Genomic DNA, 22,323 nt, shown 5'->3' with positions numbered 1-22,323 from the left:
GTCTTGATCCCCCTTACTCGTCCTTGCAGATGATCATGGAGCGCATGACGCCTTCGGTGATCTTCAGCACGCGGTCCAGCTCTGCGGGCAGCTCAGGAGCGGCGGTGAAGGTCATGAGGACATAGTGGCCCTCGGTGAGGTCGTTGATGGGATAAGCCAGACGGCGCTTGCCCCAGTCGTCGATTGCAGCCACGGTACCCTGGGTCTCGACCAGAGTCTTGAACTTCTCGATCATTGCTGCAATGGCGTCGTCACCCAGTGCGGGGTCCATGATGTAGACCACTTCATAGTTTGCGTTTACCTTTGCCATGTTCGTTGCACCTCCTTATGGACATTTGGCCGGCAATCCCTGTTGCCGGCAAGGATATGCCTGCCCTAAAGACAGGCCCTATTATTATATCGAAAACGGCAGGTTTGTCAAGGGTTTTCCGGGGATTCAGGCATAATCTTTTCCTCCCCGGGGAAACCTGCAGGGGAGGTGATCCCATGGATCTGGAGAAATTGACCAGTGAAGACTACAACGCCTATGTCAAAGGAAAAGCCAGACCCTCCCCCATGGGGAAGAATCTGGTCTGGGCCTTTCTGGTGGGGGGCGGGATCTGTGTAGCAGGGCAGGCCCCCTGCTGGACGGGTATCGCCGCCTGGGGCTGGACGAGCGAAGCGCAGCCATGGCGGTGTCCATCACCCTCATCGGAATCACAGCGCTGCTTACGGGCATCGGGATCTTTGATAAGATCGCCAAGCACGCCGGGGCGGGGACCCTGGTCCCCATCACCGGCTTTGCCAACGCCGTGGCGGCGCCAGCCATGGAGTACCGCAGCGAGGGCCTGGTGACGGGAACGGCAGCCAAGCTGTTTACAGTGGCGGGCCCGGTGCTGGTGTACGGCATCTCCGCCAGTGTGGTCTGGGGCCTTGTTTTGTGGCTGAGCCAGCGCGGATAAAAACATCCGGACAGGGGACCTCCCCTGTCCGGATGTTTTGTCTGTCTCAGCGGACCTTGACGGCGGTGCCGTAGGCCATGACTTCTGCGGCCCCCTGCACCACAGCAGAGGAAGCGTAGCGGATGTTTACCACGGCGTCAGCTCCCAGCGCTTCGGCCTCTTCCACCATTCGTTTGGTGGCCAGGGCCCGGGCGTCGTTCATCATCTCGGTGTAGGACTTGAGCTCACCGCCCACCAGGGTCTTGAAGCCCTGGGAGATGTCCCGGCCGATGTTCTTGGACTGGATGGTGCTGCCCTTGACCAGGCCCAGCATCTCCAGTTCCTTTCCGGCAATGTAATCAGTATTGACTAAGATCATCTTCTTCACCTCCGTTGATTTCTTTCATGCGGGATCGGGCAGCCAGCAGGATCCCTGCGGCGCCGGCCAGCAGGAAGATCCCCGGGATCAGCAGAAGGAAGAGGGGGATTCCCAGTCCCTGCTGGACCCGAAAGGAGAAAACGGCATAACCGGCGACCAGCAGCAGTACTGCCAGCACAGACAGCCAGACCCCGGCTTTCTTTTTTTGTCGAATGGTCATAATGGAACACGCTCCTTGAACGATATGGGGAAAGGAAGCGGATCATTCCAAGTCCAGCTCCGGAGGGACATCGATCTCATCTGAGACATACTTCCCGTTTTTCTTCCGTTGCCGGACGCACTCGGTCAGCAGATACTCGATCTGCCCGTTGACGGAGCGGAAGTCGTCCTCTGCCCAGGCGGCAATGGCGGCGTAAAGTTTGGCAGAAAGGCGCAGAGGGATTTGTTTTTTTCCGTCCTTTTTGCGTTCGGGCATAGATTTAGTAGAGACTGCCGGTATTGACCACAGGCTGGGCATCGTGGCTGCCGCACAGAACCACCAGCAGATTGGAGACCATGGCGGCCTTCCGTTCTTCGTCCAGTTCGATCATACCGCTTTCTCCCAGTCGTTCCAGGGCCATTTCCACCGTGCCCACGGCGCCTTCCACGATCATTTTCCGGGCGTCGATGATGGCGGAAGCCTGCTGGCGCTGGAGCATGACGGCGGCGATCTCCGAGGCGTAGGCCAGGTAGGTGATGCGGGCTTCCAGGATCTCCAGACCGGCCTCCCGGACCTTGGAGTGGATCTCGTCCCGGATGCGGGCGGCCACCACTTCGCTGGACCCGCGGAGACTGCCTTCGTCGGCCACGCCGTCGCCGGTGGTGTCGATGCCGGGGGCGACATCGTAAGGATAGAGGCGGACGATGTTGCGCAGGGAACTGTCACACTGCAGCGAGAGGAACTCCTTGTAGTTGTCCACATCAAAGACTGCCTTGGCGGTGTCGGTGACCCGCCAGGTGACGGCAATGCCGATCTCCACGGGGTTGCCCAGACAGTCGTGGATCTTCTGGCGGGTGTTGTTGGGGGTCATGATCTTCAGCGAGAGCTTTTTGGAGACCATCTCCTTGGTGAGGTTGGCGTTGCTGCCTGCGCCGATGGCGGCCAGCAGCTTGGAGCCTTTGTCCCCTTCCACGTCCCCGCTCTGGCTGAGCTTGGTCTTGGCGGCGGGATTGACCGCGATGCAGAAGGGATTCACAAAGTAGAATCCCTCCCCTTTCAGGGTACCGATGTACTTGCCGAAGAGGGTGAGGACCAGGGCTTCCTGGGGTCCCAGGACTTTCAGTCCGGCCAGAAAGATCCATCCCAGGGCAAGCACGATGATGCAGACGACCATGGGGGCGAAGAGATCATTCATGGCGAAGAAGACCGTGCCCAGGATGGCGACTGCATACAGAAGGATCACCAGCAGGAGTACGGCCATGCCGTTTTTCCTTTGGGTGAGGATGATTTCGTTCATACGACGACCTCCCTTATCTTCTCTTTTTTGATATCAAAATAATATCATGAAGATTTCTTTTCGTCAAGCGGGAAAAGAAAAAATGACTGCGCAGCTGCGCAGTCATTTTGCCTGGGGTCAGGGGGTGGCCCGGGCCAGCCGGAGGAACATCTGAAAGTCCTTTTCATAGGCGTCCAGCAGGGAGTAAGCCCCGCCTTTCACCAGCCAGTCCAGAAAGAGCCCCCGGATCTGCCGCATGATAAGGTTGGCCAGATAGGAGGCCTCCAGGTCCTGGGGCAGGTCCCCTTGCTCTATGGCCTGGGAGATCAGGGCAAGGATCTTCTGGCCGTAGGCCCAGTCCATGTCCCGGCGGGCGGCGTCGGGATGGTCCAGCAGCACGTGATAGTACTGGGAGAGCACCGGCCCGATCTCGTCCTGTACATAGCAGACGTACCGGCGGAGCAGATGGTCCAGGGCGGTGAGAGGGGGCAGGTCCTGGACCGAGTCCAGGAAGGGCTGGGTGAGGAGCCAGTCGATCTTTTGAGAGGCCACCAGGACCATGTCGTCCTTGGAGCCGAACTGATGGTAGAAGGAACCGGTGGACACCCCGGCCACCCGGCAGACGTCCTGGACGGTAATGGACTCATAGCGTTTTTCTTTGGTGAGCTGGATCACGGCGTCCAGCAGTTTCTGCTGGGTTTCCCGAGAGCGGTGATAGCTTCGCTTCAAGGGGATCACCTCCTGAAAAAGGACGGGCTTGTTATGAGGGGGAGAATATGATATAATAAAAATTAGAACACCATTCTGATTTTGGAGAATATCATCGTGAAAAAAACAGCAATCGTAGCCGATACCAACAGCGGGCTGAACGCCCGCCAGGCAGAGGAGCTGGGGATCGCCCTGCTGCCCATGCCTTTTTTTGTCGACGGAGAAGCTTGCCTGGAAGGGCAGGATTACACCACCGAAGCGTTCTTTGAAAAGCTGCGCAGCGGGTCGGAGGTCTCCACGTCTCAGCCGTCGCTGGCCAGCCTTTCCGAGCTTTGGGAGCACCTGCTGGAGACCCATGACCAGGTGCTGCATATGCCTATGAGCACCGCCCTCAGCAGCTCCTGCGAGATGGCCCAGGCCCTGGCCCGGGACTATAACGGCCGGGTCCTGGTGGTGGATGACCACCGGATCTCTGTGACGCTGCTGCAGTCCATCCGCAACGCCAAGGCCATGCTGGACCAGGGAAAGGCGGCGGAAGAGGTGCAGGCCATCCTGGAGGAGGAAAAGGAAGCCTCCAGCATTTACGTTGCGGTGAACACCCTGGAATACCTGAAAAAGAGCGGCCGGGTGACCGCAGCCGGGGCAGCCATGGCGTCCGTGCTGCAAATCAAGCCCGTCTTGACCATTCAGGGGGGCAAGCTGGATGCCTTTAAAAAGGCCCGGGGCATGTCCCACGCCAAGAAGGCCATGCTGGCGGCGCTGCAGGACGACCTGACCCATCGCTTTGCCGGAGAAGATATGGCCGTGTTTGCGGTCTATTCCGGCGAGCCCGCCCTGGGCGAGCGCTGGCTGGAAGAGGTCCGGGCAGCCTTCCCCCAGCGGGAGGTAGAGCTGGCCTCCCTGCCCCTGAGCATCTGCTGCCATGTAGGGGACGGGGCGCTGGCCGTGGCCTGCGCCCGGGTCCGGAAGTGAACCGGATATACTGACCTTATCATACCATTGTATGGAAACTGTGGCAACGAAAACTTGTCAACCCGGAATGGGTATGGTATATTTGACGAAGAAGCATCCCAAGCCGACCATATATGTGCCGACGATATGCGTGGAAATGAGTAAGGGGTAATTGCCTTGAAGACAGCCATTGTAACCGATACCAACAGCGGGATCTCCGCCCGGCAGGCCGAGGAAATGGGGATTTATTTGATCCCTATGCCGTTTTTTGTGGATGGGGAGACCTATCTGGAGGGCCAGGACTGCACGGCGGAGGACTTCTTTCAGAAGATGAAGCGGGGGGCCGAGATCTCAACCTCCCAGCCCTCCCCCTCGGAGATCACCGCGCTGTGGGAGCGTCTGCTGGCCAGCCACGACGCTGTGCTCCATTTTCCCATGACCTCAGGGCTGAGCGGCTCCTGCCAGACGGCCAAGGCGTTGGCCAGAGAGTATGGCGGCCGGGTCCTGGTGGTGGATGACCACCGGATCTCCGTTACCCTCATGCAGTCCATCCAGAACGCCCGGATCCTGCTGCGCCAGGGAAAGACCGCGGAAGAGGTCCAGGCGGCCTTCCCCTCCCATCAGGTGGGGATCATCTCTCTCCCCTTGAGCATCTGCTGCCACACAGGGGAAGGGGCGCTGGGCGTGGCCTGCGCCAGAGAATATTAAAACGAAACAGATCCCACGGTGCCGTATGCTGCGGCGCCGTGGGATCTTTGTTATCCCCGGAAGCGATAGCCCACGCCCCAGACGGTCTCGATGTACTGGGTGCGGTCGGGGTCGATCTCGATCTTGTCCCGGATGTGTTTGATGTGGACGGTGACAGTGGAGACGTCACCATAGGCGTCCATGCCCCACACGTTGTCAAAGAGGCGATCTTTGGAAAAGACGGTGTCAGGATGCTCGGCCAGGAAGAGCAGCAGGTCATACTCCTTGCTGGTCATGTTCTTCTCCTGGCTGTTCACCCATACCCTGCGGCTGTCCCGGTCGATCTCCAGGCCACGCACCTTCAGGATCTCCGGCCGGGGCTTTTCCCGGCTGCCCACCAGGCGCTCGTAGCGCTGGATATGCCCCTTGACCCGGGCCACCAGCTCGCTGGGGCTGAAGGGCTTGGTCATGTAGTCGTCGGCGCCCAGCCCCAGTCCCCGGACCTTGTCGATGTCGTCGGCCAGGGCAGAGATGATGATGACAGGGGTGTCCTTCACTTCCCGCAGGCGGCGGCAGACTTCGAAACCGCTGAGACCAGGAAGCATGACGTCCACAATGACCAGGGCAAAGTCCTGGGAGAGGGCCAGCTGCAGGCCTTCGGTCCCGTTTTCGCACAGAGTGCACTGGAACCCGCCGTTGATCTCCAGGTAGTCCCGTTCCAGTTCAGCGACGCTCCGGTCGTCCTCAATGATAAGAATGTTCATGACGGAAGTTTATCCTCCTTTTGCAGGGGGAGATAGACAAACGTGCGGGTGCCTTCTCCAACCTGGCTGGTGAGCCAGATTTTCCCGTGATGGCTTTCGATAATGCTGCGGCAGATGGCCAGCCCCAGTCCGCTGCCGGGGACCGAGCTGGACCGGGCGGTGTTCTCCCGGAAAAAGCTGTCAAAGACATGGCGGAGGGCTTCGGAGCTGATGCCCTTCCCGTTGTCGGCGATCTGGATGACCAGGCCGCCCTCGTAGGGCTCGGCGGTGAGCGAGATGGTCCCGCCGGGACGGCTGTACTTGATGGCGTTGGAAATGAGGTTGTCCGTGACCCGCTTGATCTTGTTGCGGTCGGCGGTGACCACAAAGGGGCCCGGTGGGATCTGGGCGGTGAATTGCAGGCCGTTGTGGGCGGCGTCATCCTGGTACTCCTGGCACAGGTCGGCGAGCAGGGCGGAAAGCTCCACATACTCGAAGTGGTACTGCATCCGGCCCAGTTCATACTCGGAAAAGTCGCTCATGTTTCGCACCAGCCGCTCCATAAGCTGGGACTTGTTGTAGATGATGTCCAGGTAATGGGCCTGCTTTTCAGGGGTGTTGGCGATGCCGTCCCGGATGCCCTCCACATACCCCTTGATGGCGGTGATGGGGGTGCGCAGGTCGTGGGAGAGGTTGGCCAGGAGCAGACCCCGCTCCTGCTGGGCCTGGGCTTCCGCCGCGGCGGCAGACTTGAGGCGCTGCCGGACGCTTTCCAGGGACTGACAAAGTTCATCCAGCTCCCGTTCGGGGCAGGAGAGGATCTGGAAGTCCAGCTCTCCCTCCCGGAGGTTGTCCGCCGCCTGGCGGAGGGTCTGGAGGGTGGAGGTGACCCGGGAGGTGAGGCGGGTGCTGATCCAGATGCAGACGCAGGCCACAGCAAGGCAGAGCAGGATGCTCTCCATGATCAGATAGGGGATGACACGGCTGGCGCCGATGAGGTCGCCGCCGAAGAGAAAGGAGAGTCCTCGGAGGAGGACTTCCTCGCCGTGGGGCACACGGGCGGCAAAGAGGAGCAGGACCAGGATGGTGATGGCCAGACCGATCACCAGAGAGAGGGCCAGCATCAGCAGGCCGGCCTGAAACAGACGGGTGCGGAGAGAGGTTTTACGACGCATGGTAAAAGGACCTCCTTCAGAGTATGGGGGTCAGGCTTCGGTCCGGTCGAAGAGCCAGAAGCCGCAGGAACCGAACACCAGGGCATAGCCGGCCAGCAGTCCGATGCGGGAGAGCAGGGAGGCAAAGGGAAGGGTGATGCCGATCCACAGGTTATGCCACCGCAGGTATCCGGTAAAGCTCAGACCTCCCACTGCGGGGAGGTAGGTACCCATGAGGATCAAAGCTGCGTAAAGCACCAGGCAGAGCAGCACGGTGAGACCGGTGTTCCGGATGAGCTGGTTGATCAGGCAGAAAAAGAGGATCAGCACGGCCAGGGGGATCAGGTCCAGCAGCAGAGAGAGGATGCCGGTGACCAGGCCATACGTTCCGCCGCCCAGGGCCAGCTGGGTCAGCGCAGAGACCAGGCAGAGGACCGCTGCGTCAAAGAGACAGACCACGAACACAGCGGCGGCTTTGGAGAAGAAGAGCTTTCCCTTGCCGATGGGCCGCATGAGGGAAAAGCGGATGGTGTGGTCCGTGTGCTCCGCAGCAAAAAGGTCGCAGGTCCCCATGATGGCGATGAGGGGGAGGAAGAGGAGCAGAAGGAAGGGGAGGTTGGCGTTCAGAAGGCTGCCCAGGACGATGTGGGAGGAGACAGCGCCGTGGGTGAGGTAATTGATGGCCAGCAGGCGCAGGGCGCTGGCCGCGCAGATGAGACAGCCGAGGATCAGAAAGACCAGATATTTTTTCCGCTTCCGCAGCTTGAAGAGTTCGTTTTGCAGGCTTGCCAGGAAATATTTCATAGTGCAGCTTCCTCCTTACAGGACCACGGACCCTTTTTTGTCCCGCACTTTTGCCAGGAAGAAATCTTCCATGGAGGGGTTCAGGCGCAGGGCCTCCTCCTTGGTGTCAAAGGAGAGCATTTCTCCGTTGTAGAGCACCAGGACATGAGAGCACATTTTTTCGATCTCTGAGGCCAGGTGGCTGGCCACCAGGAAGGTGACGTTCTGCTCCTGGGCCAGGCGCATGATGATGGTTCGGATCTCCACGGTGGCCTCGATATCCAGGGCGTTGGTGGGCTCGTCCAGGATGAGTAGCTCCGGCTGGGAGAGCAGGGCCAGGGCCAGTCCCATCCGCTGCTTCATGCCCAGGGAGAAGCGGCCGCAGCGTTCGTTGCGGTAGGGGAAGAGCCCCACCAGCTCCAGGACCTGATCGATGCGGTCTTTCTTGAGGTCGGAGTAGTACCGGGCCGCCATGCGGAGGTGGTCCCGGGCGGAGAGGTTCTCAAAGAGGGCGGGCTGTTCGATGAGAGAGCCCACCTTTTTCAGGGCGGCCTCCCGGTGCAGGGCGTTTTCTCCGAAGAGGGAGATGGTGCCCTCTGTGGGGGTGACAAGGCCGGTGATGGCCTTCATGATGGTGGTCTTGCCGGAGCCGTTGGGGCCCAGCAGCCCCACGATCTGCCCGCGCTGGACGGAAAAGGAAATGTTTCGCACCCCGCGTCCGTTGCGGTAGAGTTTGGTGAGGTGGTTTAGGGAGAGGACCGGTTCCAAGAGAACACTCCTTTCTGGAAAAGGGAAAAAGGAAAAGAGGGCGGGACGACCCCGAAGGCCGCTGGCCTCCGGGGTTCGTCCGGTTTTTCGGTTGTCAGGATCAAGAGAGAGAGGAATCTATGCGAAGACTGGGCAGCGGACTTACCGCTTCACCCGGTCGCCCACATCCAGGGGCAGCACCTGCGTGGTGCCGTAGTTGGACACGGCCAGATCCATGGCTATGTCCATGGTATGGGACTGGTTTCTGGTGTCCACCGAGCGGAAGGCGGCCTTGGCAGAGAGGGAGGTGAGTCTGCCGCCCTTGTCTACGCCGAAGATGCAGGAGATGTTGTCCAGGGTGATGTCTTTTCCTGCGTAATACTCCAGGTAGTCGTAGGCCAGTTCCGGATGGGCGTCCAGCAGGGCCATGCCGTCGGCGTAATAGTCATAGCTGCCGTCGTTATGGACCAGGATGATGCCGGAGCCCTTTTCCTCCAGCACGTCGAAGTAGGGGGCAGACAGGTCGTTCTCATCAAGGAAAGCCCGGTACTGCTCCAGCAGTGTCTGGTTCTTTTCGTACCAGGCGTCGTCGAAACCGTAGAGGAAGTGCTCCCTGAAGTCGTCAGAGAGCTTGGTGCCGGTGGCTTTCTCGTACATGTTGAACTCGAAGATGCTGACATCCTCGTAGGTGACGGAGGAGATCGTGCCGGTCTGGGTGAGGTTGCAGGCAAAGAGGGAGAGGCCGGCGTTCACCAGAGAGGGGACCTGGCTCTTGGAGATCTCGATCTTGTAAAGGGTGCTGCCGTTTTCCGTGCCCACTTCCACGAAGTTGTTTTTCAGGTCGCCCATGACGGTGTCGGCTGCGACCTCCAGGAAGTTCATCAAGCGGTTGGACATCTCGTCTCCTTCCGAGACGCCGAAGAGGGAGCCGGAGATGGAGGAGTTGGGGACGTTGGAGTATTTGGAGACGTCATAGAATTTGGAGTCTGCGCTGTAGGAGGTACGCACCCCGTCTTTGGAGGTGGCGTAGAGATCGGTCACGGTTTTGCTTCCCTGCACGGTCTTTTCATGGGTATAGAGGTCGCCGTTGGCCAGGGCCAGTTCGTTGGAGAAGGTCACCATTTCCTTGCCGTCAAAGGACAGGGAGCCGGTACCGGTGATGGTAAAGTTGGTGTCCTCCAGGGCCAGGGAGCGCAGAGAATCCTTCAGTTTTGTATAGCCGTTGACACTGCCGAAGGCTGCGGTGGCGGATATGGCCAGGATAAGCAGACCGGCAGACAGGCAGGCGATGAGCCGCTTTCTTCTTTGCATAGGGGAACCCTCCTTGAACGGGATCGATGGGGACAGCCGCGGCGGAGCACGGCATTTTGATCTTAACTGAGGCTATTATACCGTATAATCGTAAAAAAAGAATGGGTAATCTCTTAAGAATTCATTAAAAATATGCCGTATGGCGAAAAGCCTTCCCGCCGGGCCGGCGGGGAGGGGGAAAGAACGGGGGCAATAAAAAATCCCGAATGCGGAAGCATTCGGGATTTTGGTGCCGGTGGCCGGACTCGAACCGGCACGGTGTCGCCACCGGTGGATTTTGAGTCCACTACGTCTACCAATTCCATCACACCGGCAGGATTGGGCGCAACTAATTATACAACAGATCGAAAAGGAGCGCAAGGTTTTTCTTCCGTAAAATTAAAAGAAAGCCATAGGAAAACAGGGGCAACTGTGGTATGATAAATGGAAAAGGTTCCGCACCCAGAAACCAGGGAACCGGGAAAGGGGGAAGGGCCCGTCATGGGACGAAAGCTGATGCTGCTCCTTGGGCTGGTGGTTTGTCTGCTTGGCCTGAGCGGCTGCGTATTTGGCAGCGTAGATGAGATGTATGCCCTGCCCAAGTCTTCGGAGGCTTATGTGAAGCTCCAGAGCAAGATCAACGAAACCAAGGGCAGCGCAGAATATATTGCGCCTTTGAGCGGGGACAACCGTCAGACCATCCAGCTGGTGGATGTGGACGGGGACGGGACCCAGGAGGCAGTGGCCTTCTTCCGGGACACCACCCAGGAAGACCCGCTGAACATTGTGATTTTCAAACAGGATGACCAGGGAGAGTACAAGGTATACGCCAGGATCGCAGGCATGGGCAACGAGATCGAGTCCATCGACTACCTGGACCTGACCGAGGCCAAGGGGCGCGACATCCTGGTCAGCTGGCAGGTGAGCGCCTCGGTGCACACCCTGGTGGGCTATACCCTGGCTGATGGTCAGCCGGTGGAGATCATGCGCAGCGGATACGGCCGGTACCTTACAGCGGATATGGACGGCGACGAGCGGTCGGAGGTGATCCTGGCCCAGTCGGAGAGCAGCAGCGCATCCCAGTGGAGGATCGAGTACTACGACGGCAAGGACGGGGGTATGGAACTGGTCTCCTCTGCGCCGCTGTCAGAAGGGGCCACGGATATCAGCGCCTGGACCACAGGGGAGCTGAAGGGCGGCGTTCCGGCGCTGTTTGTGACCTCCTATCTGGGCAAGGATGTGCTGGTGGCGGACGTGTTCTCCATGGGGGAGCACGGCCTGAAGAACATTGGACTGGAAGAGGGAGAGCGGTCCAGCAAAAACCTCTTCCACTACTATGCGGGGGTCCATCCTGCGGACATCAACGGGGACGGCCTGCTGGAGGTCCCCTGCGAGATGCGGGTGGCCGCCTATGGAGACAGCTCTGTGGACGGGTTCTGGTGGCTCAAGTGGAAGAACTACCTGCCCGACGGCAGCAGCAAGACGGTGATGACCACCTACCACGGCGGGGACGGCTGGTATCTGGAGATCCCCAGCGCCTGGACCGGGGTGTTTTCCATGAACCGGCAGGAGAGCTCCACCACCGGGGTGCGCAGCGTGACCTTTGCAAGGGGCGTGCCGGACGAGGAGAGCGGAAAGCAGCCTGAGCCTTTCCTGGTGATCCGCAGCCTGGCCGGCGGCGACCGGGCGGCCCTGGCCCAGAAGGAGGAAGGCATCCTGCTGTATGAGGACAGCTCCGTTTTGTACACGGGAGAGATCCTCAAGAGCAGCTGGGACTGCGGCCTGAACGAGGAGAGTCTGAAAGCAGCCTTCCACGTGGTGGGCGAGAAGCGGACCGGAAAATAGAGGACCAGCCGCCCGGCGGCAGGCTGGACCAAGAAACAGAAAGAGGAGCAAAACCATGAAGAAAATTCTGGTATTGGAAGACGAGGCCAATATTCGCAGCTTTGTTGTCATCAACCTGAACCGAGCAGGGTATGAGACCATCGAGGCGGGCACCGGCGAGGAGGCCCTGGAGCAGCTGCGGCTGAACCCGGATGTGCGGGTGGCGCTGCTGGACATCATGCTGCCGGATATGGACGGCTTTGAGGTGTGCCGCCGGATCCGGGCGGGCAACTCGAAGATCGGCATCATCATGCTCACCGCCCGGACCCAGGAGATGGATAAGGTGACCGGCTTTATGACCGGGGCGGACGACTATGTGACCAAGCCCTTCTCCCCGGCGGAGCTCACCGCCCGCATCGACGCTCTGTACCGCCGCATCGGCGGGGAAATGATGGACGACGGAGAGATCCAGCAGCCCCCCTTCGTGCTCAACACCCGGAAGCGCACCCTGGAGAAGAACGGCCAGCGGGTGAAGCTCACCCAGGTGGAGTACGCCATCATGAAGATGTTTATGGAGAACCCGGGCAAGGCCCTGTCCCGGGAGGAGATTTTGAAGTTCGTCTGGGGCGAGAACTACATGGGCGAATTGAAGATCGTGGATGTGAACATCCGCCGCCTTCGTGTGAAGATCGAGGACGAACCCACCAGCCCCGTGTTTATCACGACCATCTGGGGCTATGGCTACAAGTGGGAATTTTAAGGAAACGTTGAAGAAGGGACAGACATGGTTTCGTTTTTGAAGGTAAAAGGGATTCGCCAGCGCTGGCTGCTCAACAGCGTCAGCATCCTGGTCATGATTTTGCTGGCTGTGGTCATCGCGTTTTCCGTGGTGATCAAGAACTATTATGACAGCAGCATTCTTTCCGACCTGGAGAACAAGGCCCGCACCGCCGCCAGCTATTTTGGCAGCTACGCCGGCAACTACGCCAAGGATGGAGACTATTTTACCGCCGCCCAGGACTATGTCAGCTCCTTTGACGAAGGCACCCGGATCGAGCTGCAGGTGCTCACAACGAGCGGCGTTGTCATTTACTCCTCCAACGGCCTGACCCTGTCCGGCACCGTGCCGGGCACGGAGGACATCACCCATCTCCAGGCCAAGCAGGCCATCTCTTCCTGGGAGGGGATCTCCCCCCAGACCGGCGAACGGATCACCGCAGTGTCCGCCCCCCTCTCCTACAACGGGGAGCTGGTGGGCATCATGCGTTACGTGACCTCCATGCGTCTGGTGGACCGGCAGGTGTTCATGCTGACCCTGGTGGCTGTGTCCATGTCGGTGGTCATCCTGGTGCTGGTGTATATCTCCAACATCTATTTTGTCCGCTCCATCGTGGGACCGGTGGAGAACATCACTGGCATCGCCCAGCGGATCGCCGCAGGAAGCTACGGCATCCAGGTGGAAAAGAAGTTTGACGACGAGGTGGGTGACCTAACCGACGCCATCAATGACATGTCCATGCGGATCAAACACGCCGAGAGCATGAAGTCGGAGTTTATCTCCTCCGTTTCCCACGAGCTGCGTACTCCCCTTACCGCCATCACCGGCTGGGCAGAGACCATCATGAATGGAGAGGCCCGGGACGAGAAGGATGTGCGCAAGGGCATGGGCATCATCGCCAGCGAGGCCCGGCGTCTGTCCGGCATGGTGGAGGAACTGCTGGAGTTCTCCCGGATCGAGGACGGGCGGTTTACCCTGGCCATCGAACCCATAGATATCAAGGCGGAACTGGAAGACGCCGTGTATACCTATCATGAGTTTTTGGCGGCGGAAGGGATCGCTGTATACCATAAGGACTGCGAAGAGGAGTTCGAACCCATCCCCGGTGACCCGGACCGGCTGCGGCAGGTGTTCTGCAACCTGCTGGACAACGCCGCCAAGCACGGCGGCGCCGGCAAGCGGATCGACACGGCCATCTACCCTGACGGCAAGGACGTGGTGATCACCGTCCGGGACTACGGCCCCGGTATCCCGCCGGAGGAACTGCCCAACGTGAAGTATAAGTTCTACAAGGGCAGTTCCACGGCCCGTGGCAGCGGCATCGGCCTTGCCGTGTGCGAGGAGATCGTCTCCCGCCACAACGGCCAGCTCATCATCCGCAACGCGGAGGATGAGGCAGGGGGCTGCCTGGTGGAGGTCCGCCTGCCTACTGGAACATAAGTTCGAGAAAAGCCTTGCAATGAAAAACAAGGTTTGTTACAATTTCTGCGGAATGCAGCAAACAACAGGAGATACTATGAAAGACAAACAAACAAGCGGCGCAGCCGAAAGCTGCGCCTTCCGCACGACCATCGGCGGCCAGGCGCTCATTGAGGGCATCCTCATGCGAGGGCCCCAGAAGCAGGCCATCGTGGTGCGCAATCAGGAAGGGGAGTTAGAGGTCAAGGAAGAGGAACTGAAACTCATCAAGGACCGCCACCCCACCCTGGGCCTCCCCTTTATCCGGGGCGTGGTGAACTTTGGTGACTCCCTGGTGAAGGGGATCAAGGCCCTCATGTGGTCGGCGGAGTTTTACCCCGAGGAGGAAGAGGAGGAGCCCTCCCGCTTTGAGCAGTGGATCGAAAAACGATTCGGCAGCGAAGCGGCCATGAAGTGGGTGCTGGGCTTTTCTGTGGCGGTGGGTCTGGTGTTCGCCATCGCCCTGTTCATTATCCTGCCCACTCTGGCCACCTCTGCGCTGCTCTACTTCTTCCCGGAGGCCCCCATGTGGCTGCGCAACCTGCTGGAGGGCGTGGCCAAGCTGGTGATCTTTTTCGCCTACCTGGTGCTCTGCTCCCGGCTCAAGGATATCCACCGGACCTTTTGCTACCACGGGGCGGAGCATAAGACCATCTTCTGCTACGAGCGGGGCCTGGAGCTGACGGTGGAAAACGCCCGGGCCATGCCCCGGCACCATCCCCGCTGCGGCACCAGCTTTCTGTTCGTGGTGATCGTGGTGGCGGTGCTGGCCTCCTGCGTGGTGTTTGCCCTGCCGGGCATCCGGGATGTGGCCACCAATCCGCTGGTGCGCATCCTGCTGCACCTGCTGCTCCTGCCGGTGGTGGTGGGCATCACCTATGAGTTCAACCGGCTGGTGGGCCGCCACGATAACCTGGTGACCCGGGTGCTGTCTGCCCCGGGGATGTGGATGCAGAACTTTACCACCTTCGAGCCGGATGACTCCATGCTGGAGGTGGCCATCGAGGCCTTGAACCGGGTCCTGCCCCAGGAAAAGGGCGCAGACGCCTGGTAAACAGAGAGAGTCCCGGGAAGAGAACCGGGTGAAAATTTGTAAGATTGTGAGTGGAGTGGGAACTTGTGACGATCACCTATCAGGACTTATATTTAAAGGCACGCAACGCCCTGAGCGGGGCGGGGATCGAGGGGGCCCAGCTGGAGGCCCGGGAGATCCTCTGCGCGGCAGCGGGGAAGTCCCCGGAGCAGCTGTACCGGGACCTGTCCCTGTACACCACGGAGGCCATTGCGGAAAAGACGGAAGCGCTGCTGGCCCGGCGTCTGGCGGGGGAACCGGTGGCGTATATCGTGGGGGAGTGGTCCTTCTGCGGGCTGCCCTTCTACGTTTCGCCGGCTGCTCTCATCCCCCGGATCGACACGGAGATGCTGGCCCAGCTGGTGATGAACCGGCTGAAAGAGTATGAGGGTCACACCCGGGTGCTGGACCTGTGCGCGGGCAGCGGCTGCATCGGCCTCACGGCGGCGGCTTATCTGAAAAATACCCGGGCGGTCCTGGTGGACCTGTCCGACGGGGCGCTGGACCTGTGCAAGCGAAACATCCGCCGGCACAAGCTCACAGGCCGGGCGGTGTATCTGAAGGGAGACGCCCTCCAGGCCCCCAGCCACGCCCTGGGACAGTTTGACGTGCTGGTGAGCAATCCCCCTTACATTCCCTCCGGGGACTTCCCGTCTCTGGATGCCTCGGTGAAGGACTTTGAACCCCTCATGGCGCTGGACGGAGGGGAGGACGGCCTGGACTTCTACCGGGCCATCACCAAGCTGTGGATGCCGGCCTTGAAGCCCGGCGGGCATCTGCTCTATGAAGTGGGCATCGGCCAGGCGGAAAAGGTGGCCTGGCTCCTGGTGAAGGCGGGGTATGAGAACATCCGCATCACCCGGGACACCGGCGGGATCGACCGGGTAGTGGAGGGCCAGCGGCCCAAGGAATGGGAGGCCCCCGACCTGCTCCACACCGTTCCGGGGGAGGAACCCCCGGCGGAAGAGACTCCGGAACCCCAGTAAACAAAAGCGCGCCCACTGGCGCGGGAGGTTAGCATGGCAGAAAAAAAGAAAATGATCGAGTCGGCCTCGCCGGCTTCGGATAAGAAAAAAGCCCTGGAAACCGCCATGGCCCAGATTGAAAAGGCCTATGGCAAAGGCTCCATCATGCGCCTGGGGGACAACTCCCGGGTAATGGTGGAGGGCATCCCCACCGGCTCTCTGGCCCTGGACCTGGCGCTGGGGATCGGCGGGGTACCTCGGGGCCGGATCATTGAGATCTACGGCCCGGAGTCTTCGGGTAAGACCACCCTGGCCCTGCACATTGCGGCGGAGGCCCAGAAGCGGGGCGGCGAAGTGGCCTTCATCGACGCAGAGCACGCCCTGGACCCCACCTACGCCAAGGCCCTGGGCGTAGACATCGACAATATGCTCATCGCCCAGCCGGACACCGGCGAGCAGGGTCTGGAGATCTGCGAGGCTCTGGTGCGCTCCGGCGCCCTGGATGTCATCGTGGTGGACTCGGTGGCCGCCCTGGTGCCCCGGGCGGAGATCGAGGGCGACATGGGCGACGCCCATGTGGGCCTGCTGGCCCGGCTCATGAGCCAGGCCCTGCGGAAGCTGGCCGGCTCCATCTCCAAGACCAACTGCGTGGTGATCTTCATCAACCAGCTCCGGGAAAAGGTGGGCGTCATGTACGGTAACCCCGAGGTGACCACCGGCGGCCGGGCATTGAAGTTCTATTCCTCTGTGCGCATTGACGTGCGCCGGGTGGAGGCCATCAAGGCCGGAGGCGAGATCATCGGCAACCGCACCCGGGCCAAGGTGGTGAAGAACAAGGTGGCCCCTCCCTTCCGGGAAGCGGAGTTTGACATCATGTACGGGGAAGGCATCTCCAAGTACGGGGAGATGGTGGACCTGGCAGTGAAGCTGGACATCCTGCAGCGGAGCGGTTCCTGGTTCTCTATGGGCGAGGAACGGATCGGCCAGGGCCGGGACGCTGCCAAGCAGTACTTAAAGGACAACCCGGAGGTCTGCGACCGGGTAGAGGCGGAGATCCGCCAGAACGCTTACAAGCTCCTGAGCGCCCCCGCCCAGGCGGCGGCCCGCGCCTCGGGACGCATCCCCGCTGCGCCCGCTCCGGCGGCGGTCCCCCGGGGCGTGGACGTGAGCGCAGACGACTTTGACGATGAAGATTGAGAACCTGCTGCCCCCTGTCCGGCCGGGAAAACCCTGGACGGTTTCCCTGGAAGGGGGCAGTGTTCTTTCTGTACCGGAGGCCGTGGTGGCCCAGTATGCCCTGTACACCGGGATGGAGCTGGAGGAAGACCAGCTGACAGCGGTGGAGGAGGGAGCTAAGATGGCGGCTCTCCGGGAGAAGGCCGTCTCTCTGCTCACCGGCCGCCTGCTGTCCGAAGGGCAGCTGCGGGAGAAACTGCGGACCCGGGGGGCTACCCCCCGGCAGGCAGAAGAAGTTGCGGCCTGGGCCCGGGAGATCGGCCTGTTAAACGACGAAGCCTATGCCAAAGCTCTGGTCCGGCACGGCCAGGACAAGGGCTACGGGCTGTATAAAATCAAAGAGATGCTGTACCGCCGGCAGGTCCCCCGCCAGTACTGGGAGGAGGCTCTGGCAGAGCTGGAGGCACCGGACGAGTGGATCGACCGCTATCTGGCGGAGAAGGTCCGGGACCCGGACGACCCCAGACAGATTCGGAAAGCCTCAGACGCCCTGGTGCGCCGGGGCTTTTCGTGGCATCAGGTATCCGACGGCATTTCCCGCCTGCGGCGGGAGTGGGAGCCCTGAGGGGCAAAGGAGGAAAACAGTGAAAGTAGGATTTATTTCCCTTGGCTGCGCCAAGAATCAGGTAAACTGTGAGCAGATGATCTGGCAGACCTACGAGGCCGGGCACGAGGTGGCCCTGGGCCCGGACGGCTGCGACACGGTGGTGGTGAACACCTGCGGCTTCCTGCAGGAGGCCCGGGACGAAGCCCTGGAAGAGATCAACAAGCTGGTGGCCATGAAGAAGGCGGGCCAGCTGGAGCGGATCATCGTGAGCGGCTGCATGGCCCAGTGGTGGAAGGACCGCATGGCAGACCTGTGTCCGGAGGTAGACGGCTTCCTGGGGGTGAGCGGATATGAGGACATCCCCCAGGTGCTGGAGCAGGCGGCGGCCGGGGAACGGCCCTTCCATTACGGAGACATTGACGCACCGGTGCCCGAGACCGACCGGGTGGTGTGCACCTCGGACTACTGGGCCTGGCTGCGGATCGCAGAGGGGTGCGACAACCGGTGCGCCTACTGCGTCATTCCCTTTATCCGCGGGAGATTCCGCAGCCGTCCGGAGGAGAAGATCCTGGAGGAGGCAGAAAACCTGGCCCAGGCCGGGATGAAGGAGCTCATTGTGGTGGCCCAGGACATCACCCGGTACGGGCTGGACCTGTACGGGGAGCGGACCCTGGCCAAGCTGCTGCCCAAGCTGTGCGCCATTCCCGGCATCCAGTGGGTGCGGCTGCACTACCTGTACCCGGACGAGATTACCGACGAGCTCATCGACGTGATCGCCCGGGAACCCAAGATCGTGAAGTATCTGGATATTCCCATCCAGCACATCAGCGACCGTATGCTGAAAGCCATGCATCGGCGGGGCACCGGGGAAGAGATCCGGTCCCTGTTCCGTAAGCTCCGGGAGAAGATCCCCGGGGTGGTGCTGCGGACCAGCCTCATTACCGGCTTCCCCGGGGAGACCGAGGAGGAGTTTGAGGAGCTGTGCGAGTTCCTGCTGGAGTATAAACTGGAGCGGGCCGGGGTCTTTGCTTTCTCTCCCGAGGAGGGAAGCGTGGCGGCCAAGATGCCTGACCAGGTGGACGAGGACGTGAAGCGCCGCCGTCTGGAGCTGCTGACCGACCTGCAAATGCGCATCGTGGACCAGTACTGCGAGAGTAAGGTGGGCCAGGTGATCCCCGTGCTGTGCGAGGGGTACGACGACGAGACCGAGCTCTTCTACGGCCGCAGCGATGCGGACTCTCCCGGTATTGACGGGGTGGTCCACTTTGAAGGGGAAGAAGGGGGCGTGCGCCCCGGGGACTTCTACCAGGTGAAGGTCACCGGAACCTACGACGGAGAACTCATTGGGGTCCTGTACGAAAACGAGGAGGGAAGCAAGCAATGAACACCGCAAACAAGCTCACCCTGGTCCGGGTGGTGATGATCCCCCTGTTTATCGTGCTGCTGTACTGGGACTTTACCGGGCACCTGCTGGCTGCGCTGGCTGTGTTTATCCTGGCCAGCGTCACCGACTTTGTGGACGGATATGTGGCCCGGCACTACAATCAGATCACGGACTTTGGCAAGTTCATGGACCCCCTGGCGGATAAACTGCTGGTGATGTCTGCCATGGTGTGGTTTGTGGAGGTGGGCTGGATGCCTGCCTGGGCCTTCTTTATCGTCATCGCCCGGGAACTGGCGGTCACCGGCCTGCGGCTGGTGGCAGTGGAGCAGGGCCGGGTGATCGCTGCGGGCAAGTCCGGCAAGGTCAAGACCGCCTCTACCATGGTGTGCATCTGCCTGCTCCTGGCCTTCCCCAACCCTACGCTGATTCTGGTGTGTGTGTGCGTCATCCTGGTGACCACGGTGTATTCCGGCATTGAGTACTTTGTGCAGAACCGGGACGTGCTGCTCAGCGGCGACCTGTAACCGAAAACATCCTGCGCCCAGGAGAGGGAGGTCCCCATGCTGATCTATCTGCAAATGGTTGACGCACCGGAGGACCGCTCCAAGTTTGAGCAGCTCTACCACCGCTACGGTGGCTGGATGCTGGGGGCCGCCCGGAAGATCCTGCGCAACGACCGGGACGCGGAGGACGCGGTCCATGACGCGTGGCTGACCATTCTTGAAAATTTACATAAAATCTCCTCGGTGGACTGTCCAAAAACCCGGGCCTATCTCGTTACTATAGTTGAGAGCAAGGCCATCGACCTGTATCGGAAGAAGCAGCGGCAGGAGACGGGAGAACTGCTGGAGCACCAGCAGGGCCTTACTGTGGACTACCGGGGGGAGGACGGGCTCGCCCGGTGTATCCTGGCCCTGCCCGCCCGCTACCGGGAAGTGATCCTGCTCAAGTATCACCAGGGATATTCCACGAAAGAGATCGCCAAACTGCTGGGGATCTCCCCGGCGGCTGCCCATAAGCTGGTGCAGCGGGCCCGGGATCGGCTGGAAGCCCTGTGCAGAGAGGAGGGAGTTTTGTGATTTCCGAAGAGCGGCTGCGTCAGGCAGCCGAGAAGGCCGGGGAGGCGCTGGCAGACAGCCTGCCCGATCCGGAGACCTGCCGGGAGACGGGGTCCCCCGCCTTCCAGATGCGAATGGAGAAACTCCTGCGCCGTGCCCGGTGGAGGAGATGGAGCAAGGGCCTGCAGAAGGTCGCCATCCTTGCGCTGGTGCTGCTGGCAGCTGGTGCAGGCGTATTTTCTCTGAACGCCAAGGCGGACGAATGGGTCCGTGGTTGGGTAAAAGAAGAAGACGGATCTTCTATACACTACTACTTTGTTGGCGATGTGAAAGAAGAAGATATCGTCCACTATACCATTGAGCTGCCAGAGGGATATTCGCTGACGTGGGGGGACATATGCAAAGATGACGGGTCTTTTTTGTATGAAAATGACGAAGGCGTCTATATTGCGTTTGAATATGACTATGAAACGATCCGTTCCACCGGTGATATGTTTTTAAGCACCACAGACGATGAGGAAAAAAAGGAAGTTACGGTCAACGGTATTAAGGCAGATTTGTATTTGGCAACTAAGCCGCAAAATAACAGCACGATTATTTGGGCTGACCCAACCACGAAAGCTATTATTGAGGTGACTGCCTTCATGGGAGAAGAAGAATTGATCCAGTTGGCAGAAAGCGTCAGGCCGATCAGGGTACCTCTGTATGACATAGACCTTCCGGAGGGGTATGTTCTGCGGGAGAGAACCAGCGAAGAGGCAGCGGAAACGGAGTTTTATCAAAACGACCAGGGCCAGTGGCTCACGTTCCGTCGGGAGAAGCTGGCTTGGCACGATGGGGTTGGAACAGCGCAAAGAATCGGCGAGTCAGAGGGAAAAAAGGTCACGGTCCATGGCCTTTCGGCAGAACTCTATTCTTCCTGGCAAAAAGAAAACGCCTACCAAACCATTGCCTGGAACGACCCGCTGACCGGGGTTCGGCTCACGCTGACCGCCGCCCCCATGGAGGAGGAAGCGCTGATCCGGCTGGCAGAAAGCGTGACGGCAAAAAAATAAAAAAATTTAAAATTGGGTGTCCAATTTGGCCCTCCTGTTTCGTTACTATCAGCAAAGAGCGAAACAGGAGGGGTTTTTTGTGAAAAAGATGGCGTTGGCTATGCTGCTGGTCCTGGTGTGGACGGCAGGGCTTTTGGCGGAGGCAGCAGGGCCTTCGTATACTGTAAAGGATTCACCAGAACTGAGGTTTGAGGGAAATATGGCAATATGTAAGGCTCTCGTAAGAGCAAATAACTCAACGTCGTACATTACAGCTACCATGAAACTTTGGTCCAAAGGGGTGCCGATCAGGACTTGGAAGCAATCCGGAAAAGTCTCGCTTTCCTTTTCGCAGAAAGCAGGAGTGGTCCCAGGCGGCACCTATACACTGACGATAGACGCTGTTGTTGGGGGGGTGAAACAACCACAGAGATCGACAACAAGAATCTGTCCCCGATAGAAAAGGGGACAGGAGAGGAAAGGATGTGATAGAAAACAAGCAATCGTTAGCAGTCGTTCATGTCAGTATGAAGAAACGGAGGATTACGCAAGAAGCGTAAAGAAAGGAGCACAACATGAAAAAACGTATGGTAACGTTGGCCTTGGCGCTTTGTGTGTCTATGTCACTGGCAATTCCAGTAACTGCTGCAAATACATTGTCGGAACCGTTGAACAGTTCGGTTGTCTATGCGGCGAAGATGAGCGAAAATAAGGATCGTCCTTTTTATGTAAACAGAGATATTCAGGGGAATGTTCAGGGTCCCAGCGACTTCGCAGTGACTACAGATGGAACCTATATCCTGAATACAGCAAGCAACGCTATCTTTAAGGTGACAGAAAATCAAAAAGCAGAAATGATTGCTTTGGATGATTTCGGCATACTCGATATTATCCTTGATAATTTCTTCATAGATTTTGTATGCGTCTTTCTCATCCGTTCCATTCTTTTCAGGTAAGGTATTCTGCTCACTCCAAGGAGAGGGGTCAGGGGAAAGGATAGGAATGGAATCGGTATTTAATCCATCTTTATTTCTTTCTTCTTTTTTTGATAGATCAGTTTTTTGTATATCTTTATTTAATTGCATTGGATTTTCCGATGTCGGATTATCCGCTTTCGGTTTTTCCAATAT

At 59.5% G+C, this 22,323-nt stretch carries 26 protein-coding genes and 1 tRNA gene; 15 read left to right on the top strand and 12 right to left on the bottom strand.

Translation table 11 applies throughout. The features are described 5' to 3' along the window. Positions 1-13: 13 nt before the first annotated feature. Complete coding sequence (rpsF, locus tag SOR61_RS05730) at positions 14-310, bottom strand: 30S ribosomal protein S6 (RefSeq protein WP_320611715.1); 297 nt, start codon at positions 308-310, stop codon at positions 14-16. Positions 311-572: 262 nt separating this feature from the next. Here rpsF and SOR61_RS05725 point away from each other — a divergent pair, with 262 nt between their 5' ends. After that, the gene (locus SOR61_RS05725; RefSeq protein WP_320611751.1) at positions 573-941 is read left to right on the top strand and encodes a SpoVA/SpoVAEb family sporulation membrane protein; all 369 of its coding nucleotides are present in this window, start codon (positions 573-575) and stop codon (positions 939-941) included. A 46-nt stretch (positions 942-987) separates the two neighbouring features. Here the strand turns inward: SOR61_RS05725 and SOR61_RS05720 are convergent, their stop codons facing one another. The 5 genes from SOR61_RS05720 to SOR61_RS05700 form a co-directional block, all read right to left on the bottom strand. After that, the gene (locus tag SOR61_RS05720) at positions 988-1,299 is read right to left on the bottom strand and encodes a YbjQ family protein (RefSeq protein ID WP_320611714.1); all 312 of its coding nucleotides are present in this window, start codon (positions 1,297-1,299) and stop codon (positions 988-990) included. Further along, the gene (locus SOR61_RS05715; RefSeq protein WP_320611713.1) at positions 1,280-1,519 is read right to left on the bottom strand and encodes a hypothetical protein; all 240 of its coding nucleotides are present in this window, start codon (positions 1,517-1,519) and stop codon (positions 1,280-1,282) included. Before SOR61_RS05715 ends, SOR61_RS05720 begins: the two co-directional genes overlap by 20 nt. Positions 1,520-1,561: 42 nt before the next feature. Next, a complete protein-coding gene (locus SOR61_RS05710) occupies positions 1,562-1,774 on the bottom strand; it encodes a PTS ascorbate transporter subunit IIC (protein ID WP_320611712.1) in 213 nt (70 codons plus the stop codon). Positions 1,775-1,778: 4 nt separating this feature from the next. After that, positions 1,779-2,795: an SPFH domain-containing protein gene (locus SOR61_RS05705; protein ID WP_320611711.1), complete on the bottom strand. Its 1,017-nt coding sequence runs from the start codon at positions 2,793-2,795 to the stop codon at positions 1,779-1,781. Positions 2,796-2,912: 117 nt separating this feature from the next. After that, positions 2,913-3,503 (bottom strand): TetR/AcrR family transcriptional regulator, encoded by a 591-nt coding sequence (locus tag SOR61_RS05700; RefSeq protein WP_320611710.1) that lies wholly within the window; start codon positions 3,501-3,503, stop codon positions 2,913-2,915. Positions 3,504-3,599: 96 nt separating this feature from the next. On the opposite strand from SOR61_RS05700, the gene SOR61_RS05695 reads away from it, so the two are divergent. Both SOR61_RS05695 and SOR61_RS05690 read left to right on the top strand, forming a co-directional pair. Then, positions 3,600-4,454 (top strand): DegV family protein, encoded by an 855-nt coding sequence (locus tag SOR61_RS05695; protein WP_320611709.1) that lies wholly within the window; start codon positions 3,600-3,602, stop codon positions 4,452-4,454. A 156-nt stretch (positions 4,455-4,610) separates the two neighbouring features. Further along, positions 4,611-5,141: a DegV family protein gene (locus tag SOR61_RS05690; protein WP_320611708.1), complete on the top strand. Its 531-nt coding sequence runs from the start codon at positions 4,611-4,613 to the stop codon at positions 5,139-5,141. 50 nt (positions 5,142-5,191) lie between these two features. Here SOR61_RS05690 and SOR61_RS05685 read toward each other — a convergent pair whose 3' ends face one another. From SOR61_RS05685 to SOR61_RS05660, 6 genes are all read right to left on the bottom strand, one after another. Beyond that, positions 5,192-5,884 carry a response regulator transcription factor gene (locus SOR61_RS05685; protein ID WP_320611707.1) on the bottom strand — a complete coding sequence of 231 codons (693 nt, stop codon included), beginning with the start codon at positions 5,882-5,884 and terminating at the stop codon, positions 5,192-5,194. Next, positions 5,881-7,038, bottom strand: a complete 1,158-nt coding sequence (locus tag SOR61_RS05680; RefSeq protein ID WP_320611706.1) for a HAMP domain-containing sensor histidine kinase — start codon at positions 7,036-7,038, stop codon at positions 5,881-5,883. Before SOR61_RS05680 ends, SOR61_RS05685 begins: the two co-directional genes overlap by 4 nt. Positions 7,039-7,068: 30 nt before the next feature. Beyond that, positions 7,069-7,821: an ABC transporter permease gene (locus SOR61_RS05675; RefSeq protein WP_320611705.1), complete on the bottom strand. Its 753-nt coding sequence runs from the start codon at positions 7,819-7,821 to the stop codon at positions 7,069-7,071. 15 nt (positions 7,822-7,836) lie between these two features. Then, a complete protein-coding gene (locus SOR61_RS05670; RefSeq protein ID WP_320611704.1) occupies positions 7,837-8,568 on the bottom strand; it encodes an ABC transporter ATP-binding protein in 732 nt (243 codons plus the stop codon). A gap of 141 nt (positions 8,569-8,709) precedes the next feature. After that, complete coding sequence (locus SOR61_RS05665; RefSeq protein WP_320611703.1) at positions 8,710-9,858, bottom strand: hypothetical protein; 1,149 nt, start codon at positions 9,856-9,858, stop codon at positions 8,710-8,712. Positions 9,859-10,085: 227 nt separating this feature from the next. Then, positions 10,086-10,172 (bottom strand) — tRNA-Leu (locus SOR61_RS05660). Positions 10,173-10,338: 166 nt separating this feature from the next. Here SOR61_RS05660 and SOR61_RS05655 point away from each other — a divergent pair. The 12 genes from SOR61_RS05655 (at position 10,339) to SOR61_RS05600 (ending at position 22,149) form a co-directional block, all read left to right on the top strand. Beyond that, positions 10,339-11,682, top strand: a complete 1,344-nt coding sequence (locus SOR61_RS05655; protein WP_320611702.1) for a hypothetical protein — start codon at positions 10,339-10,341, stop codon at positions 11,680-11,682. 55 nt (positions 11,683-11,737) lie between these two features. After that, positions 11,738-12,421 carry a response regulator transcription factor gene (locus SOR61_RS05650; protein ID WP_320611701.1) on the top strand — a complete coding sequence of 228 codons (684 nt, stop codon included), beginning with the start codon at positions 11,738-11,740 and terminating at the stop codon, positions 12,419-12,421. A gap of 24 nt (positions 12,422-12,445) precedes the next feature. Then, a complete protein-coding gene (locus tag SOR61_RS05645) occupies positions 12,446-13,879 on the top strand; it encodes a HAMP domain-containing sensor histidine kinase (RefSeq protein WP_320611700.1) in 1,434 nt (477 codons plus the stop codon). 76 nt (positions 13,880-13,955) lie between these two features. Beyond that, on the top strand, positions 13,956-14,951 hold the full coding sequence (locus SOR61_RS05640) for a DUF1385 domain-containing protein (RefSeq protein ID WP_320611699.1): 996 nt from the start codon (positions 13,956-13,958) through the stop codon (positions 14,949-14,951). 65 nt (positions 14,952-15,016) lie between these two features. Continuing rightward, positions 15,017-15,955, top strand: coding sequence for a peptide chain release factor N(5)-glutamine methyltransferase (gene prmC, locus SOR61_RS05635; RefSeq protein ID WP_320611698.1), 939 nt, complete (start codon positions 15,017-15,019; stop codon positions 15,953-15,955). A gap of 33 nt (positions 15,956-15,988) precedes the next feature. Next, positions 15,989-17,131, top strand: a complete 1,143-nt coding sequence (gene recA, locus SOR61_RS05630; protein ID WP_320611697.1) for a recombinase RecA — start codon at positions 15,989-15,991, stop codon at positions 17,129-17,131. Further along, positions 17,121-17,735, top strand: a complete 615-nt coding sequence (locus SOR61_RS05625; RefSeq protein ID WP_320611696.1) for a regulatory protein RecX — start codon at positions 17,121-17,123, stop codon at positions 17,733-17,735. The genes recA and SOR61_RS05625 overlap by 11 nt, the downstream gene beginning before the upstream one ends. Before the next feature lie 19 nt (positions 17,736-17,754). Then, positions 17,755-19,101, top strand: a complete 1,347-nt coding sequence (gene rimO / locus SOR61_RS05620; protein ID WP_320611695.1) for a 30S ribosomal protein S12 methylthiotransferase RimO — start codon at positions 17,755-17,757, stop codon at positions 19,099-19,101. Then, positions 19,098-19,625: a CDP-diacylglycerol--glycerol-3-phosphate 3-phosphatidyltransferase gene (gene pgsA, locus SOR61_RS05615; RefSeq protein WP_320611694.1), complete on the top strand. Its 528-nt coding sequence runs from the start codon at positions 19,098-19,100 to the stop codon at positions 19,623-19,625. The genes rimO and pgsA overlap by 4 nt, the downstream gene beginning before the upstream one ends. 36 nt (positions 19,626-19,661) lie before the next feature. Beyond that, the gene (locus SOR61_RS05610; RefSeq protein ID WP_320611693.1) at positions 19,662-20,180 is read left to right on the top strand and encodes an RNA polymerase sigma factor; all 519 of its coding nucleotides are present in this window, start codon (positions 19,662-19,664) and stop codon (positions 20,178-20,180) included. After that, positions 20,177-21,214, top strand: a complete 1,038-nt coding sequence (locus SOR61_RS05605) for a DUF4367 domain-containing protein (RefSeq protein WP_320611692.1) — start codon at positions 20,177-20,179, stop codon at positions 21,212-21,214. Before SOR61_RS05610 ends, SOR61_RS05605 begins: the two co-directional genes overlap by 4 nt. A 554-nt stretch (positions 21,215-21,768) precedes the next feature. Further along, positions 21,769-22,149 (top strand): hypothetical protein, encoded by a 381-nt coding sequence (locus SOR61_RS05600; protein WP_320611753.1) that lies wholly within the window; start codon positions 21,769-21,771, stop codon positions 22,147-22,149. Positions 22,150-22,323: the final 174 nt, after the last annotated feature.

Origin of the sequence: Evtepia sp., from assembly GCF_034090835.1 — a bacterium.
GTDB lineage: Bacteria > Bacillota > Clostridia > Oscillospirales > Oscillospiraceae > Evtepia.
Note: the sequence above shows the minus strand (reverse complement) of the source record. Positions and strands in the feature narration are given on the sequence as shown.

What these genes read in the sequence shown, in the direction of transcription:
- rpsF (WP_320611715.1), bottom strand. Translation starts at nt 310, where the DNA reads ATGGCAAAGGTAAACGCAAACTATGAAGTGGTCTACATCATGGACCCC.
- SOR61_RS05720 (WP_320611714.1), bottom strand. Translation starts at nt 1,299, where the DNA reads ATGATCTTAGTCAATACTGATTACATTGCCGGAAAGGAACTGGAGATG.
- SOR61_RS05715 (WP_320611713.1), bottom strand. Translation starts at nt 1,519, where the DNA reads ATGACCATTCGACAAAAAAAGAAAGCCGGGGTCTGGCTGTCTGTGCTG.
- SOR61_RS05710 (WP_320611712.1), bottom strand. Translation starts at nt 1,774, where the DNA reads ATGCCCGAACGCAAAAAGGACGGAAAAAAACAAATCCCTCTGCGCCTT.
- SOR61_RS05705 (WP_320611711.1), bottom strand. Translation starts at nt 2,795, where the DNA reads ATGAACGAAATCATCCTCACCCAAAGGAAAAACGGCATGGCCGTACTC.
- SOR61_RS05685 (WP_320611707.1), bottom strand. Translation starts at nt 5,884, where the DNA reads ATGAACATTCTTATCATTGAGGACGACCGGAGCGTCGCTGAACTGGAA.
- SOR61_RS05680 (WP_320611706.1), bottom strand. Translation starts at nt 7,038, where the DNA reads ATGCGTCGTAAAACCTCTCTCCGCACCCGTCTGTTTCAGGCCGGCCTG.
- SOR61_RS05675 (WP_320611705.1), bottom strand. Translation starts at nt 7,821, where the DNA reads ATGAAATATTTCCTGGCAAGCCTGCAAAACGAACTCTTCAAGCTGCGG.
- SOR61_RS05665 (WP_320611703.1), bottom strand. Translation starts at nt 9,858, where the DNA reads ATGCAAAGAAGAAAGCGGCTCATCGCCTGCCTGTCTGCCGGTCTGCTT.
- SOR61_RS05655 (WP_320611702.1), top strand. Translation starts at nt 10,339, where the DNA reads ATGGGACGAAAGCTGATGCTGCTCCTTGGGCTGGTGGTTTGTCTGCTT.
- SOR61_RS05650 (WP_320611701.1), top strand. Translation starts at nt 11,738, where the DNA reads ATGAAGAAAATTCTGGTATTGGAAGACGAGGCCAATATTCGCAGCTTT.
- SOR61_RS05645 (WP_320611700.1), top strand. Translation starts at nt 12,446, where the DNA reads ATGGTTTCGTTTTTGAAGGTAAAAGGGATTCGCCAGCGCTGGCTGCTC.
- SOR61_RS05640 (WP_320611699.1), top strand. Translation starts at nt 13,956, where the DNA reads ATGAAAGACAAACAAACAAGCGGCGCAGCCGAAAGCTGCGCCTTCCGC.
- recA (WP_320611697.1), top strand. Translation starts at nt 15,989, where the DNA reads ATGGCAGAAAAAAAGAAAATGATCGAGTCGGCCTCGCCGGCTTCGGAT.
- SOR61_RS05625 (WP_320611696.1), top strand. Translation starts at nt 17,121, where the DNA reads ATGAAGATTGAGAACCTGCTGCCCCCTGTCCGGCCGGGAAAACCCTGG.
- pgsA (WP_320611694.1), top strand. Translation starts at nt 19,098, where the DNA reads ATGAACACCGCAAACAAGCTCACCCTGGTCCGGGTGGTGATGATCCCC.
- SOR61_RS05610 (WP_320611693.1), top strand. Translation starts at nt 19,662, where the DNA reads ATGCTGATCTATCTGCAAATGGTTGACGCACCGGAGGACCGCTCCAAG.
- SOR61_RS05600 (WP_320611753.1), top strand. Translation starts at nt 21,769, where the DNA reads ATGAAAAAACGTATGGTAACGTTGGCCTTGGCGCTTTGTGTGTCTATG.